The 13,599-nt window shown below is 70.9% G+C and carries 15 protein-coding genes; 10 read left to right on the top strand and 5 right to left on the bottom strand.

Features of this window, described 5'->3' with window-relative positions; translation table 11 throughout:
- Nucleotides 1-849 precede the first annotated feature (849 nt).
- A complete protein-coding gene (locus tag ACFY2K_RS36215) occupies nt 850-1,131 on the bottom strand; it encodes a MerR family transcriptional regulator (RefSeq protein ID WP_387716943.1) in 282 nt (93 codons plus the stop codon).
- Between the two features lie 924 nt (nt 1,132-2,055).
- Between ACFY2K_RS36215 and ACFY2K_RS36210 the strand changes: the two genes are divergently transcribed.
- From ACFY2K_RS36210 to ACFY2K_RS36200, 3 genes are all read left to right on the top strand, one after another.
- Complete coding sequence (locus tag ACFY2K_RS36210) at nt 2,056-2,280, top strand: hypothetical protein (RefSeq protein ID WP_387716922.1); 225 nt, start codon at nt 2,056-2,058, stop codon at nt 2,278-2,280.
- A 382-nt stretch (nt 2,281-2,662) separates the two neighbouring features.
- Nucleotides 2,663-3,019 carry a PRC-barrel domain-containing protein gene (locus tag ACFY2K_RS36205; RefSeq protein ID WP_380528171.1) on the top strand — a complete coding sequence of 119 codons (357 nt, stop codon included), beginning with the start codon at nt 2,663-2,665 and terminating at the stop codon, nt 3,017-3,019.
- 27 nt (nt 3,020-3,046) lie between these two features.
- Complete coding sequence (locus ACFY2K_RS36200) at nt 3,047-3,211, top strand: hypothetical protein (RefSeq protein ID WP_380528169.1); 165 nt, start codon at nt 3,047-3,049, stop codon at nt 3,209-3,211.
- A gap of 459 nt (nt 3,212-3,670) precedes the next feature.
- On the opposite strand, the gene ACFY2K_RS36195 is transcribed toward ACFY2K_RS36200, so the two are convergent.
- Both ACFY2K_RS36195 and ACFY2K_RS36190 read right to left on the bottom strand, forming a co-directional pair.
- A complete protein-coding gene (locus tag ACFY2K_RS36195; RefSeq protein WP_380589700.1) occupies nt 3,671-4,033 on the bottom strand; it encodes a hypothetical protein in 363 nt (120 codons plus the stop codon).
- Nucleotides 4,034-4,299: 266 nt separating this feature from the next.
- Complete coding sequence (locus ACFY2K_RS36190) at nt 4,300-4,527, bottom strand: hypothetical protein (RefSeq protein WP_387716920.1); 228 nt, start codon at nt 4,525-4,527, stop codon at nt 4,300-4,302.
- 502 nt (nt 4,528-5,029) lie between these two features.
- On the opposite strand from ACFY2K_RS36190, the gene ACFY2K_RS36185 reads away from it, so the two are divergent.
- The 4 genes from ACFY2K_RS36185 to ACFY2K_RS36170 all read left to right on the top strand — a co-directional run bounded on the left by ACFY2K_RS36185 (nt 5,030) and on the right by ACFY2K_RS36170 (nt 8,383).
- Complete coding sequence (locus ACFY2K_RS36185; RefSeq protein ID WP_035850027.1) at nt 5,030-5,233, top strand: cold-shock protein; 204 nt, start codon at nt 5,030-5,032, stop codon at nt 5,231-5,233.
- A gap of 357 nt (nt 5,234-5,590) precedes the next feature.
- Nucleotides 5,591-7,132: a DEAD/DEAH box helicase gene (locus ACFY2K_RS36180; protein ID WP_387716918.1), complete on the top strand. Its 1,542-nt coding sequence runs from the start codon at nt 5,591-5,593 to the stop codon at nt 7,130-7,132.
- Nucleotides 7,133-7,202: 70 nt separating this feature from the next.
- Complete coding sequence (locus tag ACFY2K_RS36175) at nt 7,203-7,583, top strand: CBS domain-containing protein (protein ID WP_387716916.1); 381 nt, start codon at nt 7,203-7,205, stop codon at nt 7,581-7,583.
- 263 nt (nt 7,584-7,846) lie between these two features.
- Nucleotides 7,847-8,383, top strand: a complete 537-nt coding sequence (locus tag ACFY2K_RS36170) for a DUF5994 family protein (protein WP_387716914.1) — start codon at nt 7,847-7,849, stop codon at nt 8,381-8,383.
- A gap of 379 nt (nt 8,384-8,762) precedes the next feature.
- On the opposite strand, the gene ACFY2K_RS36165 is transcribed toward ACFY2K_RS36170, so the two are convergent.
- Both ACFY2K_RS36165 and ACFY2K_RS36160 read right to left on the bottom strand, forming a co-directional pair.
- On the bottom strand, nt 8,763-9,197 hold the full coding sequence (locus ACFY2K_RS36165) for an Hsp20/alpha crystallin family protein (RefSeq protein ID WP_380528161.1): 435 nt from the start codon (nt 9,195-9,197) through the stop codon (nt 8,763-8,765).
- A gap of 376 nt (nt 9,198-9,573) precedes the next feature.
- Nucleotides 9,574-10,011 carry an Hsp20/alpha crystallin family protein gene (locus ACFY2K_RS36160; protein WP_380589715.1) on the bottom strand — a complete coding sequence of 146 codons (438 nt, stop codon included), beginning with the start codon at nt 10,009-10,011 and terminating at the stop codon, nt 9,574-9,576.
- A gap of 114 nt (nt 10,012-10,125) precedes the next feature.
- Between ACFY2K_RS36160 and ACFY2K_RS36155 the strand changes: the two genes are divergently transcribed.
- From ACFY2K_RS36155 to htpG, 3 genes are all read left to right on the top strand, one after another.
- On the top strand, nt 10,126-10,812 hold the full coding sequence (locus ACFY2K_RS36155) for a type III effector protein (RefSeq protein WP_387716912.1): 687 nt from the start codon (nt 10,126-10,128) through the stop codon (nt 10,810-10,812).
- A gap of 148 nt (nt 10,813-10,960) precedes the next feature.
- Nucleotides 10,961-11,425 (top strand): hypothetical protein, encoded by a 465-nt coding sequence (locus ACFY2K_RS36150; RefSeq protein ID WP_380528153.1) that lies wholly within the window; start codon nt 10,961-10,963, stop codon nt 11,423-11,425.
- A gap of 93 nt (nt 11,426-11,518) precedes the next feature.
- A complete protein-coding gene (gene htpG / locus ACFY2K_RS36145; protein WP_387716910.1) occupies nt 11,519-13,489 on the top strand; it encodes a molecular chaperone HtpG in 1,971 nt (656 codons plus the stop codon).
- Nucleotides 13,490-13,599: the final 110 nt, after the last annotated feature.

Here is a 13,599-nt window from a genome sequence, read left to right as displayed (position 1 = left end):
CTTGCCCTTGCCGGCGCTGGGCAGTACGCCATCTCGCTACTCTCAGTAGCCATCACTCGGGGCTCCCGACCCAACGGGTTCGATCTCTTACCGGCACTACGCCACCTCAGACGAGGTGTCACTCGTGCTCGCCAAGCAGCGGAGCCTGCCGTCATCGGGCCGCGCCGGCATGAGGGACGTGCAGTAGAGCGCTTCCCGGCAGGTGCTCTGGGCCAGGCACAGGGCGGACAGCACGGGCGCGGGGCCGCGACTGGACGAGCAGTTCGGTGACGACCCCACTGGACGCGAGGGTCGTCGCCGCAGGGTCGGGACTCGCGCGCAGCACCTGGGCCGCCCGAGCACGCGGACGCCTGACCTGACAGCCCGCGTGCGGGGGCGCAGTCCCGCCGTAGCGGGCCGAGCGCTCTGGCGGAGCACCCGCACGCCCCGGCGCACTGCCGGCAGGCGGGCGCGGCCAGGTCAAGAGCGAGGTGGGACGGCGCAGTTGCGCGGTTGGCGCGCGGCTTGTGCGGTCCGGCCCGCAAGGAGCACGGACCTTGACAGGGTTGTTCGGCGTCCACGGATACGGCGCTCATGACGCGGGCGGTCGCGGAGCGAGGGCGGGCACGCCCGCTGTGGGGGGCGTAAGCATGGTCCGACCAAGGAGAAGCATGCCTGGCCCGTGGCGCCGCCGCGGGGCACGCGTCATGACCGGGCAGAACGGTTGCAGACACCCCGGGCGTGAACTCCGGGGATGGCTGCGGGCGGCCTTTCCGGGCGTCCCCGCACTGGTCCCCGCCAGCGCGGCAGACCAGCGATCGGGGCGGCGTGCGATGAGCGCCTGGCACTCACCGCAGGGCGGCAGGTGGGTCAGGTGTCGGCGGCGGGTTTCTGGCCGTGCTGGGAGCGGCGGAGTTGTTCGTTGATGCGCAGGGCTTCTTCGAGTTGGTCTTCGAGGATGACGATGCGACAGGCGGCCTCGATGGCGGTGCCTTGGTCGACGAGGTCGCGGGCTCGCATCGCGATGCGCAGCTGGTAGCGGGAGTAGCGGCGGTGGCCGCCCTCGGAGCGAAGTGGGGTGATGAGGCCCTGCTCGCCCAGGGCGCGCAGGAAGCCGGGGGTGGTGCCGGTCATCTCGGCGGCGCGCCCCATGGTGTAGGCGGGGTAGTCGTCGTCGTCGAGGTTGTCTGGGGTGTGGGGCCTGTCGGTCGTCGTAGTCACTGCACCTCTCTTGGTTCCTGGGGAACGCGTCGAGGGGCCCCAGCGCCATTGCGGCTCCGGGGCCCCGAGGGGGAACAACACCATCTACCGGCCTGGGCCGGGTTCCTTGTTCCGCAACTCCCCAGGGGTGGGGGTGTGCGGGGATCGCGTATGCGTGACCGGAAACCACCGTCCTCGTACTCAAAAGGGGGTCTGCGGTGTCCGCCCGGGCGAATACCTCACGGGCCGGGCGATCCTGATGGCGCTCTGTCCCTCCGTTCATCCTCTGTACTGACTGATTGGCGAACTGCTCGGTACTGCTGAACTTCAACTGCCTGGTCCGACAGCCAGCCCCGTCGCCCGTCCTGCTCACCTGCTCGGCTTGGAACCCCACTGCCGGACTCCCAGCACGCGCGCCCGCAGCCTGGCGCCTTCACTGGGATACCGCGTACCGCGACTGCTGGTACTGCTCGACTCAACTTCACTTGCCGGTACTGCACCTGCATCTACCGCAGTACCGCTCGTTGGCGGGCCCCTGATCACTGCGGGCCGCCCGGCCCGGCCGCCGGTCCTGTCGCCTTACTGCACCATCCTGGCTTCAGGACCCTGCCACCGTGCCGACCTGCGAACTTCCGTACTACTGCCCGCCAGTTCGTGTCTGGCGGGTACCACTTGACCGCGTTTACGAGAGAAACACTAGCCACGACACCAGGCAATGTCTACTCCAGCGAGCACAGATTTTTCCGTGTCCGCCGGGGAGGTATTCTCCGTCCCGCGCGGGGGCCGGACGGACCGGGCCCGCAGGCGCAGCCGCATGACGGAGGAAGCCACGCTCAGCGGCTCAGGAGCGCGAACGGATCGAACGGGAGGCGAACAGTGGAAGGGCGGCAGACCGCGCCGCACGGGCGCACCCCCGACCCGCATACCAAGGCGTCGCTGGTGGCCGCCATCCGCGAAGCCGTCCGCGACCAGGACGAACGGGTCCTGCGCCGGCTGCTGGCCCGCTTCGCCGAACAGGCCACCATCGCCGACCTGCCCGCCCTGCGCGACGCCATCGACACCGCCCGGTGCCACGGCGACCGTCCGTCGGTACCCCGGTAGCCGGCCCGGCACCGCGGCGCCCCGGATCAAGACCAGCGGGCCAGGACGGCCCGAGCCGGGTAGACGCCGTCATCACCGCGATCGTGGCGGCGGTACGCGCCGGCGACGACGATCGCATCCGGGAGCTTCTGCCGAACCTGGCGGAGTGCGCGGACACTGCGGCGCTGTACGCACTGCGCGACGCGTTGGCCAGCGACCTGCCCGCCGCAGCGCGACCAGGTCCGCCCGCCCGGTCCGGCGCGGAGGAGGGGTGCCGACTGCTGGTGTGGTTTGAACGGGCGCGGGAGTTGGTGTCCGCCCGCAGACGGGGCACCCTGGGAGATGCAGATCACCAGCCACGGGCCCGGCCCGCGCCCGGCACAGCGGCGTGAAGGGAGCCTCGATGATCCAGGTAGGGGACATCCGCGAGTGGCGCACCCACGACGTCGTGGACACGGGGGGCCACAAGATCGGCACGCTGGAGGCGATCTACGTGGACACCAGCACCGACGAGGCGGCCATGGCCACCGTGCAGGTCGGCCTGCCCACCCGCCACCGCCTGGTCTTCGTACCCCTCGACGGAGCAACGGTGGGTCCGGGATACGTCAAGGTCGTCTACGACAAGGCCCTGGTGAAGGACTGCCCCGCGATCGGCACGGACGACGTCCTGCCCGCCGAGGACGAGGAAGCGGTCTTCCGGCACTACAACCTCGCCTACCAGAGCGGCGCCGCAGGCGAGCGCCAGCTCGCCCGGCGCTGACCGATCACCCGACCAAGGAGGCATGTCATGGCCCTGTTCCTCCTCGTGGTCCTCATCGCCATCGTGCTCGGCCTCGTCGGCGCCGTCGTCCACGGGCTGATCTACCTGCTCGTCATCGGCATCGTGCTCCTCGTCGCCGACGTGGCCTTCCTCGCCGTGCGCTCGACCAGGCACCGACGCGCCCTGCGCTGACAGTCCGCCCCGCAACACTCGGCCCCCGCCGCGGTCTCGGACGCACTCCGACGTGCACTTGAGACCGCCTTCGCCTCGCAGATCCCCCTCCCCCAGCCCCTGGACACCACCACCGAAGCCACCCGCCGGCACACCGGCGCCGCCCTCACCAGCCTCGACGGCGAGCGCCTTATGTGCCGCCTGCTGACCCAACTCCCGTGTGGCTACGCACTCCCGTACGACCGCGGTGACCTGACCGCCGCCGCCTGCCGAAGCGAACTGCGGCAGGTCTCCGCCGGTCAGGCTCAGCGCCCCCCGGGCCGACCTGGAGCCGGGGTGACGCTCCAGCGGCTTCCAGACCGCAGGTTGGCGCGGGCCCGACTCCTCGCTCCGCTCACAGCCTGGCGATCGGACTCACGACCGGCCCGCCTCACCCGGCTTCCAGCCTCGAAGCGGGCACTTGGCCTCCTACTCACCGTCTCAGCTGTCGGAGTAACCGAGGTCCCCGATCGTCCAGCTGCTGATGTCCTCGATGGCGATGCGGTACATGCCGCCGGTGTGGGGCAGGGCGAAGTTGCCCTGCAGGATTTTCGCGCGGTGGAGGTGCAGGTGCGTGGGCCGCACGGGCGGGCCTTCGGCGGGCGGCGCGAAGAGGGCGGCGAACGGCTTCAGGTGCTCAGAGGCCTGGAGGACCTCCGCCACCCGCTCCCACCACAGGGAAATCGGCGCGAGCCTGCCGGTGATCACTGCACCGGGGACCACCACGGTCAAGGACATCTGGTTGGTGTGCTCGGACTCGACCATCGCGGCGATGTCGACGAGCAGCCCGTCAGGGTTCGACATGAGTCCCAGATTAGGACACGGCGGTCGGTGTCCGGGAGTCCGCCTCAAGGCGGTGACTGCAGTGCGCGCGGGGTGTCGCCGGCCTACGCGGCCGGGCTTCGACGGGTCCCCGCTGCCGCGAAGGCAGGCCGGCTGCTGCGCGGCGGTCAATGGCCGGGGCAAGAGCCCCCAGATGATGCCGAGGCAACGGTGCGCCGTCGCCTCGGCGCAGGGACCACCCGCGAGCGGTGCGGCACGATCGGCCGCGAAGCGCGGGGCGCCCGGGGTCAGAGTTTGAACATCGCGGCGTACGGCTGGGTGATGCGTTCCTGCCTTGATCCGAAGTCGACGAGTACGGCGATGTCGCCGTCGCCTTCGACGCCGATGGCCCGGCCCAGCCCGTAGCGGTCGTGGGTGACTCGGTCGCCGACGGCGAACCGCTTGAGCGGCGCCTGGGCGCGGACTTTGAAGGGGCTGGTGGGCAGGGGCCGGCGGACTGCTGCTGATTTCGTCATTCCTTGCAGTATGCGCCGGAAATCGCGGGAGCGGGGCCTTTCGGTGGAACTCGAGCGCGGACGGGTCGGAATTCGAATCGTGCCGTCCCCTGTCGCCACCGGAACCGGTGGCGGGGCCGAGCCGGGGCCGAAATGGCGAGAGTCCACGCGGCTCGCCTCGAGGCTCGTCCATGTCGCACTGCCAGTGGAGCCACCGCCCCGGACAGCGCTATGCCGTCAACGACCATCCCCACAGGGCGCGTTGGCGTCCCTGGCGACTCGGGGGCGGCGGGCCCGAGGGGAGGCCACCGAAATACCGGGAGTGAAATAATCCACCACGGAAGGCCGGGGCCTGCTAGAGTCGTCTTAGTTGCAGTAGTGGTTCCCATGAACTTTGTGTGCGCCTGCTGATGTTTCGCGGGCGCATTTCTGTTTCCCGGCTCTTCCCCGGGTGGGTCATCATCGCGGCACTCGAGGCCCGCACTGTGCGCGCTTCGGACAGCCCCTTGAAGGAGATTTCTTTATGGCTAATGGCACTGTGAAGTGGTTCAACGCGGAAAAGGGCTTCGGCTTCATCGAGCAGGAGGGCGGCGGCGCTGACGTCTTCGCCCACTACTCGAACATCAACGCCAACGGCTTCCGTGAGCTGCTCGAGGGCCAGAAGGTCGAGTTCGACGTCACGCAGGGCCAGAAGGGCCCTCAGGCCGAGAACATTCGTCCGCTGTAGTTTTTCTGCTGAGGCACCCGCCTGGCAGCGAGGGGCCCGCACCGCGTACACGCTCGGTGCGGGCCCCTCCGCATTACACACCCCCGGCCGTTCAGGCCCCCTGGCTTCGCCACTGGCGGCCATCCCCACGCGAGACGCCCAGCGCCGCGTCCGGATCGGCGCCCTGCCGTGAGATCCCACGGTTCGAGGTTCGCGCTCCCGATCTTCGGTGAGCGCCGACCGCAGGTGACGTGCCGCACGGTTCTTCCGTCCACGCCCCGCTCTTCACACGTTCTGGCTCGTTCCCTTGCGGTCTCCGCCGGCGCCCCGCGCTGCGGAGCCTTCCTCGTGACGTGCCGCCCTGAGGAAGGTCTCCACATGAACCGCTCCCGTCGCTCCTCCTACCAGAGCTCCAACTCCCGCTCCGGCGCCGCCGCCTACGGATCCCGCTCCGGCGGCAGTTCCTTCTACGGTGACCGGCCGGCCGGCGGCCGCAGCTCCTCCGGGCGGGGTGGCCGTCAGAACTCCTCCCCGCAGGGCGAGTTCGCGATGCCGGTCAGCACCACCCCGGCGCTGCCGGCCGTCGAGTCGTTCTCCGAGCTGGGGATGCCGAAGGCGCTGCTGGCGGTGCTGACCCGCCAGGGCGTCACCGCGCCGTTCCCGATCCAGGCCGCAACCCTGCCGAACTCGCTGGCCGGGCGTGACGTCCTCGGCCGAGGCCGCACCGGCTCCGGCAAGACCATCGCGTTCGGTCTCGCCGTGCTGGCCCGCATCGCCGGGCAGAGGGCCGAGCCGCGCCGCCCGCTGGCGCTCGTGCTGGTGCCCACCCGCGAGCTCGCGCAGCAGGTGACCGACGCGCTCACCCCCTTCGCCCACGCGGTACGCCTGCGGATGGCGGCCGTGGTGGGCGGCATGTCGATCGGTCGCCAGGCCCAAGCGCTGAACCGTGGCGCGGAGGTCGTGGTGGCCACGCCCGGCCGGCTCAAGGACCTGATCCAGCGCGGCGACTGCCAGCTCGACGGGGTCGGCATCACGGTGCTCGACGAGGCCGACCAGATGGCCGACATGGGGTTCCTGCCGCAGGTCACCGAGCTCCTCGACCAGGTCGCTGTCGGCTGCCAGACGATGCTGTTCTCCGCCACCCTGGACCGCAACGTCGACCGCCTGGTGCGCCGCTTCCTCAAGGACCCCGTCACCCACTCCGTGGACCCGTCCGCGGGAGCCGTCAGCACGATGGAACACCACGTGCTGCACGTGCAGAACTTCGACAAGAACGCCACGATCGCCCACATCGCCTCCCGCGAGGGCGGCGTGATCATGTTCACCGACACCAAGCACGGCGCGGACCGCCTCGTGGAGGACCTGCTCGCCAACGGCGTGAAGGCAGCGGCCCTGCACGGTGGCAAGTCCCAGCCGCAGCGCACCCGCACCCTGGAGCAGTTCCGCAACGGCCAGGTCACCGCACTGATCGCCACCAACGTCGCCGCACGTGGCATCCACGTCGACGGGCTCGACCTGGTCGTCAACCTCGACCCGCCGGCCGACCACAAGGACTACCTGCACCGCGGCGGGCGCACGGCCCGTGCGGGCGAGTCCGGCACCGTCGTCACCCTGGTCCTGCCCAACCAGCGCCGTGAGATGGCCCGCATGATGGCCACCGCCGCCATCACCCCCGTCACCACCAGGGTCAGCGCCGGCGACGAGGAGCTGGCCCGGATCACGGGCGCCCGCGTGCCCACCGGCATCCCCACCGTGATCGCCGACCCCGTCGTCGAACGCCCGCGCCGCAGGCCCTCCGCGAGCCGCAACCGCCGCGGCCGACCCACCCAGGCCGGCCGTCCCACCCAGGCCGGCCGCACCCCGCGGACCGCCGCCGGCTCGCGCAGCGCGGCACCGAAGCGAGTCGTCCTCGCCGCCTAGGACACCGCACCCCACCGCAGCACCCGGACCGCCGCCACCACCGGCGGGAGCGACGCGAAGGAGTCCGCCCATGACCACCACCCTCGAACGCCCCACGGCCACCACCACGGTCAGCGACCTCATGACCACCCCTGACCTGCAGATCAGCGACGACGTCACCGCCGACACCGCGATGGACATCCTGAACGGCTCAGGCGCCGACCACGTCCTGGTCCGCGACGACGACGGCCGCTGCGCCGGGCTGCTCACCCGCCTGCACCTCGCGCCGTTCCAGGCCCGATCCTGGTACACCGAACGCACCGCCGTGCGCGACATCGCCCTCGACCGCGCCCCGTTCGCCACCCCCGACATGCCTGCCGACGGCGCGGCCAACGCCATGCGCGCCCGCGGCCTGACCACCTGGCCGGTGGTCGACCACGACGGCCACGCCATCGGTCTCTTCAGCCTCTAGGAGCAGCGGCCGGCGCCGACGTGGCGGCTTCCACTGCGCTGTGGGCACCTGCCGCGCCGGCTCGGCCGAGGAAGGTGACGCCGGCCTCGCCGTCGACATGTTCTCCGGCCGTGCCCCGGCTCCTGCCATAGTGGGTCTGACACTGTGTCGGAGTAGGCTGGACCTACCGAAGGCACTTCGTGAACTGGCCCCGATACTGGTTTCGTCTCCGGCGACCACCAATCCCGGGCCCACGTGCGTGGGCTCGGAGACGGGTCCATGACATGACTGTCACCCTCGACCGCTTGCAACTCGCTGAGGTACCCGCACAGCCGGGTGCTGCACCGGCCCTCCGGCTCTCACTCACCCCCGACGGCGCCTCCCGAGGCCGCCTGGACGGAGCATGGTGGCCGCGCTCGCACGATCTCCTCACCGAACTACCCTCGCTGGCGGCTGAGTTGGATGCGCGGTGGGGGCGTGTCACGCGCGTCGTGCTGAACCCCACGCACTGGCCCGTGATCCCCCGCCTGATCCCCGTCGCCGGCCACGTGGTCCACGGCGGCTGGTTCCTCCAGGAGCAGGACGAGAACGAGGTCATGGTGCGCTCCTACGCACCTCGGCGCCTGGATCTGCTGGTCGTCCCGCCGCACACCGGCGAGGCCGAGGCAGCCGACCTGATGACCGCCGCGGCCGATCCCGCGAACACCCGCACGGCGAGCGAACTGCTCGTGGGGTGGCCGGCGGTAGACGGCATGGCGGCCGCCGAACCGGACGGGCCGAAGCGCGTCTTCCCCGGGCTGCCGCTCACCGCCACCTCGTAGTCGCCGCCACCCGGCGGCTAGGTCACCCCGTGGACACCTCGGGTAGCGACCTGGCCGTCGGGTGCCGCAGCGCGACGCGACCGCCCAACGGCATTCGATCAGCGGTCGTGCGGTTTTGAGGGCAGGTTCCGACGCAGCGGTGCGGCAGTTGCGGCAGCTGTATCCGGACGTCGGCGTACGCTGCGAGGACGGTCTTCCGGGCGGGGATCTGAACTGGCGCCCCGCAAAGTGCGGCTCTAGCAGCTGATCAGCTTGCTGCTTTGAACAGCCTCTCCTGCGCGATTCGGCGCACGGCGCGGGTCAGGGGTGCCGCACGGGCGGCGGGGGTGTTCCGCCCGCGCGGCACGGTTTCCTCTGGGGCACCAGGCCGATGGGGGGGTCAGGCCTGGAGTTCCTTGTGGTCGCTGCCGCCGCTGATGTGGATCTTGCGGGGCTTGGCGGTCTCGGCGACCGGGATGGTGAGGGTGAGTACGCCTGCCTCGTAGGAGGCGGTGATGTGCTCGGTGTCGAGGGCGTCGCCGAGGAACAGCTGCCGGGAGAAGACGCCGAGGGGGCGTTCGGAGAGCTGGACCTCGGCGTTGTCGCCGCGCTGCGCGGGGCGGCGCTCGGCCTTGACGGTGAGCGTGTTCTTCTCGACGTCCAGGTCGATCGCGTCGGGGCTGACGCCGGGGAGGTCGAACTGGACGTAGAACGTGTCGCCGTCGCGCCAGGCATCCATCGGCATCGCGGACGGTCGCGACCACGTGCCGGTCGTGCCGAAGAACTGCTGGGTGAAACGGTCCAGCTCGCGGAAGGGGTCAGTGCGCATCAACATTGTCGAGTACCTCCTCGTCGTATCAACGGGCGACTTCGACGCGCTCACGCATCCGCTCAGGCATGTCACCTGTCAGTGACATGTCGCCGAATAGATGACATGGCGGATGGCAAGGCGTCTTGGGGAGTCAGGGCTCCGGCGTCGGTGGCCTTCCGTGGACAGGCCACCGAGGGGCGGGGTGTGGAGCGGGCTGTTGGTCGCTGCCACAGCGCGATTACCGACGGCGACGCACCGGGCCGCCCGGCTAGGGCGAAGACCATGCGTGACAAGTCCAACTCCGGTCTGCCGTGCCGCGAGCCGAAGGGCTGCGACCAAGTCGGGCCCACAGCTGGTACGGAACCCTGATCGGCATGGTGTCGGCTCGCGCGGGGTCAGGTCACGCCGCTGCGGGGACGGCCTGTCCGCTCTCCACGGGCGACGGCTGTCCGGCCTCGCCGGCCCGGATGGTGATCTTGCGGGCCCGGGAGGCCGAGGCGGTGGGGACGGTGAGGGTCAGGACGCCGTCCTGCAGGTGGGCCGTGATACGGCCCGGGTCGAGGCTTTCGGCCAGGTGGATCCGGCGCTCGGACGCCCCGTGGGAGCGCTCGGCGAGCTGGGTGCGCGCGTGCTCACCGCGGGGGGCGGGACGGCGTTCGGCCTTCACGGTCACCATCCGCCCCAGTGCCTCGACCTCGATCGCCTCCAGCGGGACGCCGGGCACATCGAGCGCGATCACGAAACGGTCGTCCTCGCGCCAGGCGTCCATCGGAATCGGGGCCGGCCGCGACCCGGCTGTGGGGGGCGCCTGGTGGGTCACCGCAGTGCGCATGGACATCGTCGGACACCTCCGGTCCAGAAGCTCTTGTTCGCACCGGTGCGGTGCGACACGAACCGTTGTAGCATGTCATCCAGACGATGACAAACACCCAGTCAGCGAAAGAGTGACGACATGGATACGCAGGACACCGGCACGGCCGGGGTCGGCCCGGCCTCGTTCCTGGCCGCCGCTGCCGCGCTGGGCATGATGGACGCCGCTGCCCGCACCGCTCGCCACGCACCTCCGGACGACGCGGGCCAGCACGACCCGGGCGGTGCGCTGTCAGCGCTCCTGCTGCTGCGTCACCTGCGTGAGGAACTCGCCGGCTGGGAGAGCGGTCTGATCGAGACCGCTCGCGGGGCCGGCGCCACCTGGGCCGACCTTGCCGAACCGATGGGCGTCCAGAGCCGCCAGGCCGCCGAGCGCCGCTACCTGCGCATGCGCCCGAACGCCGACGCCGGCACCGAGGCTGGCAGCACCGGCGAGCAGCGCGTCCAGGCGGTCCGCGACCAGCGTGCCGCCGACCGCGCGGTGACCACCTGGGCTCGCGACAACGCCGCGGACCTGCGCCGCCTCGCCGGGCAGATCGGCGCCCTGGACGGCCTCACCGCCTCGGCGGCGCCCGCCATAGAACGCCTGCTGGACGCGCTCGGCGACAACGACCCCGCCCGCCTGCTCGCCCCGCTCGCCGAGACCCGGCCCTTCCTGGAAGCGGACCACCCGACGATCGCCGGCCGCCTCGACGAGCTCACCACCCGAACCGGCCAGCTGCGGGCCGACAGCGGACGGCAGCGCCGCACACCCCCGGCCGGTCCGTGACCACCCCCGGTAGCGCCCCATCCGGGCCGCGGCCTACGCACAGCTGACCCGCTCCAAAGTCGAAGGCCCGCCCCGGCAGGCAGAGCGACGGCCGACGCCGCGGGCCCTCATGTGAAGACCATCCGTACTCCGATCCCAGCCGACGCCCATGACTCCAGCCGACCTGCAGCAGCTGCTGATCACACGCACCCCCGAGATCCCGGGCATCGCCGCCGCCGACAGGCGCGGCGACGACAGCCCCTACGGACTGGCCGTGACCCTGGACGGGGGCGGCCAGGTGTGGTGGAGCATCACCGGTGCCAGCGGCTCCGCCCCCGCCCAGGCCCCCGCTGGTACTGCCACCGAGAAGACGCAGGTGCCGGACCTGACGGGCCGGCCTGTTGCGGTTGCCCTCGTCGAGCAGGCCCTGGTCGCCGCCGCGACGGCCGACGGCGCGTCCAGCGACGTTGTTCGCGTCGACCGGTACAGCACACGCCCGGATCCGCCGGCGGTGCGATACGGCGCCACGCTGGAATGCCGCGACGGCTGGAAGCTTTTCCTGTCCTGCTACGGCACCGCCCGACCCGGCACCGCCCGCCCCGAACAGCCCTACCAGCCCCTCAGCCGCATCTGAATACCCCCGGAGCCGACCGCGCGGCACACCCGCCCGGCCTGCCCCGGCGACTTGACCCGACCCGAACCCTTTCCACCGAAGGAGACACCTCCCGTGGCCAGCCCGACCCAGACGCTGGAGTTCCAGGCGGAGACCCGCCAGCTGCTGCAGCTGGTGATCCACTCGATCTACTCGAACAAGGACATCTTCCTGCGTGAGCTGATCTCCAACGCCTCCGACGCCCTCGACAAGCTCCGCCTAGAATCCCTCACCGACACCGATCTCGACGTCGACACCTCCGACCTGCACATCACGTTGGAGGTCGACAGGGCGGCCCGCACCCTGACGGTGCGGGACAACGGCATCGGTATGACCCGCGACGAGGTCGTCGAACTGATCGGCACCATCGCCAAGTCCGGCACCGCCAGCCTGCTGGCCAAGATCAAGGAGGCCAAGGACGCGGACGCGGCGCAGCACCTGATCGGGCAGTTCGGAGTCGGCTTCTACTCGGCGTTCATGGTCGCCGACAAGGTCACCCTGCACACCCGCCGGGCCGGCACCGAGCAGGGCACCGCCTGGGAGTCCGACGGCGAGGGCACCTACACCATCGCGCAGGCCGAGGGCCTGCCGGTGGGCACCTCGGTCACGCTGCACCTCAAGCCGGCGGACGGCGAGGACGGGCTCGGCGACTACCTCGCGGCGTGGAAGATCCGCCAGATCGTCAAGCAGTACTCGGACTTCATCCGCTGGCCCATCCGCATGGCCACCGAAACCACCAGCAACGCCGGCACCGACGAGCCTGCCGCCGAGGAGGGCACTGAGCCCGCCACCGGAGACAGGGCCGCCCCCGAGCTGGAGACGCTGAACTCGATGAAGGCGCTCTGGGCACGCCCGCGCTCGGAGGTGTCCGAGGCGGAGTACCACGAGTTCTACCAGCAGATCAGCCACGACTGGCAGGCCCCGGCCGAGACCGTCCACATGCGCGCCGAGGGCACCTTCGAGTACGAGGCGCTGCTGTTCATCCCCGCCCACGCCCCGTTCGACCTGTTCTCCCGCGACACCAAGCGGGGCGTGCAGCTGTACGTCAAGCGCGTGTTCATCATGGACGACTGCGACGCGCTGATGCCCAACTACCTGCGCTTCGTCAAGGGCGTCGTCGACGCCCACGACCTGTCGCTGAACGTCTCCCGCGAGATCCTCCAGCACGACCGCCAGATCACCGCGGTCCGCCGGCGCCTCGTCAAGAAGGTCCTCACCGCCTTCAAGGACATGCAGGCCGCCAACCCCGAGGCCTACGCCACGGCGTGGGAGCAGTTCGGCCGGGTGATCAAGGAAGGCCTGCTGGAGGACCGCGACAACACTGACGCGCTGCTGCCCCTGGTCTCGGCCGCCTCCACCCACGACGCGCAGAAGCCGACCACGCTGCGCGAGTACGTCGCGCGGATGAAGGACGGCCAGGACACCATCTACTACCTGACCGGCGAGAACCGGGCCATGGTGGAGAACTCCCCGCACATGGAGGCATTCACCGCCAAGGGCTACGAGGTCCTCATCCTCACCGACCCCGTCGACGAGGTCTGGACCGACCAGGTCCCCGCCTTCGAGGGCCACCGCTTCCAGTCCATCGCCAAGGGCCAGGTCGACCTCGGCGACGACGCCGACACCGACGGCGGCGACGAGGCGAAGGCGCAGAAGGCCCGGCGCGAGGAGGACTTCGCCGCCCTCCTCACCTGGCTGCAGGCCACCCTGGCCGAGCACGTCAAGCAGGTCCGCCTCTCCACCCGGCTCACCACCTCCGCCGCCTGCCTGGTCGGCGACGCCCACGACCTGACCCCCACCCTGGAGAAGATGTACCGGGCCATGGGCCAGGAACTCCCCACCGTGAAGCGGATCCTGGAGCTCAACCCCACCCACCCCCTGATCACCGCCCTGCACCGGGCCCACGGGGCGAGGTCCGACGACCCGGTCCTCACCGACATCGCCGAACTCGTCCACGGCAGCGCCCTGCTCGCCGAGGGCGGCGACCTGCCCGACCCGGCCCGGTTCACCCGCCTCCTGACCGACCACCTCACCCACAGCCTGTAGCCGTCCGCGGGTGCGGCTCGCCGTTGTCGGCAGTGCAAAGCGGGCCGCACCCGCACCCGGCCAGGACCGCCAGGGCCTGCAGCACCCGCGCGCCTGAACCGCGCCGGGCG

The sequence above is a fragment of the Kitasatospora sp. NPDC001309 genome, assembly GCF_042896295.1.
GTDB lineage: Bacteria > Actinomycetota > Actinomycetes > Streptomycetales > Streptomycetaceae > Kitasatospora.
This window is presented reverse-complemented; position numbering and strand designations above follow the sequence as displayed.

What these genes read in the sequence shown, in the direction of transcription:
- ACFY2K_RS36215 (WP_387716943.1), bottom strand. Translation starts at nt 1,131, where the DNA reads ATGGGGCGCGCCGCCGAGATGACCGGCACCACCCCCGGCTTCCTGCGC.
- ACFY2K_RS36205 (WP_380528171.1), top strand. Translation starts at nt 2,663, where the DNA reads ATGATCCAGGTAGGGGACATCCGCGAGTGGCGCACCCACGACGTCGTG.
- ACFY2K_RS36200 (WP_380528169.1), top strand. Translation starts at nt 3,047, where the DNA reads ATGGCCCTGTTCCTCCTCGTGGTCCTCATCGCCATCGTGCTCGGCCTC.
- ACFY2K_RS36195 (WP_380589700.1), bottom strand. Translation starts at nt 4,033, where the DNA reads ATGTCGAACCCTGACGGGCTGCTCGTCGACATCGCCGCGATGGTCGAG.
- ACFY2K_RS36190 (WP_387716920.1), bottom strand. Translation starts at nt 4,527, where the DNA reads ATGACGAAATCAGCAGCAGTCCGCCGGCCCCTGCCCACCAGCCCCTTC.
- ACFY2K_RS36185 (WP_035850027.1), top strand. Translation starts at nt 5,030, where the DNA reads ATGGCTAATGGCACTGTGAAGTGGTTCAACGCGGAAAAGGGCTTCGGC.
- ACFY2K_RS36180 (WP_387716918.1), top strand. Translation starts at nt 5,591, where the DNA reads ATGAACCGCTCCCGTCGCTCCTCCTACCAGAGCTCCAACTCCCGCTCC.
- ACFY2K_RS36175 (WP_387716916.1), top strand. Translation starts at nt 7,203, where the DNA reads ATGACCACCACCCTCGAACGCCCCACGGCCACCACCACGGTCAGCGAC.
- ACFY2K_RS36170 (WP_387716914.1), top strand. Translation starts at nt 7,847, where the DNA reads ATGACTGTCACCCTCGACCGCTTGCAACTCGCTGAGGTACCCGCACAG.
- ACFY2K_RS36165 (WP_380528161.1), bottom strand. Translation starts at nt 9,197, where the DNA reads ATGTTGATGCGCACTGACCCCTTCCGCGAGCTGGACCGTTTCACCCAG.
- ACFY2K_RS36160 (WP_380589715.1), bottom strand. Translation starts at nt 10,011, where the DNA reads ATGTCCATGCGCACTGCGGTGACCCACCAGGCGCCCCCCACAGCCGGG.
- ACFY2K_RS36155 (WP_387716912.1), top strand. Translation starts at nt 10,126, where the DNA reads ATGGATACGCAGGACACCGGCACGGCCGGGGTCGGCCCGGCCTCGTTC.
- ACFY2K_RS36150 (WP_380528153.1), top strand. Translation starts at nt 10,961, where the DNA reads ATGACTCCAGCCGACCTGCAGCAGCTGCTGATCACACGCACCCCCGAG.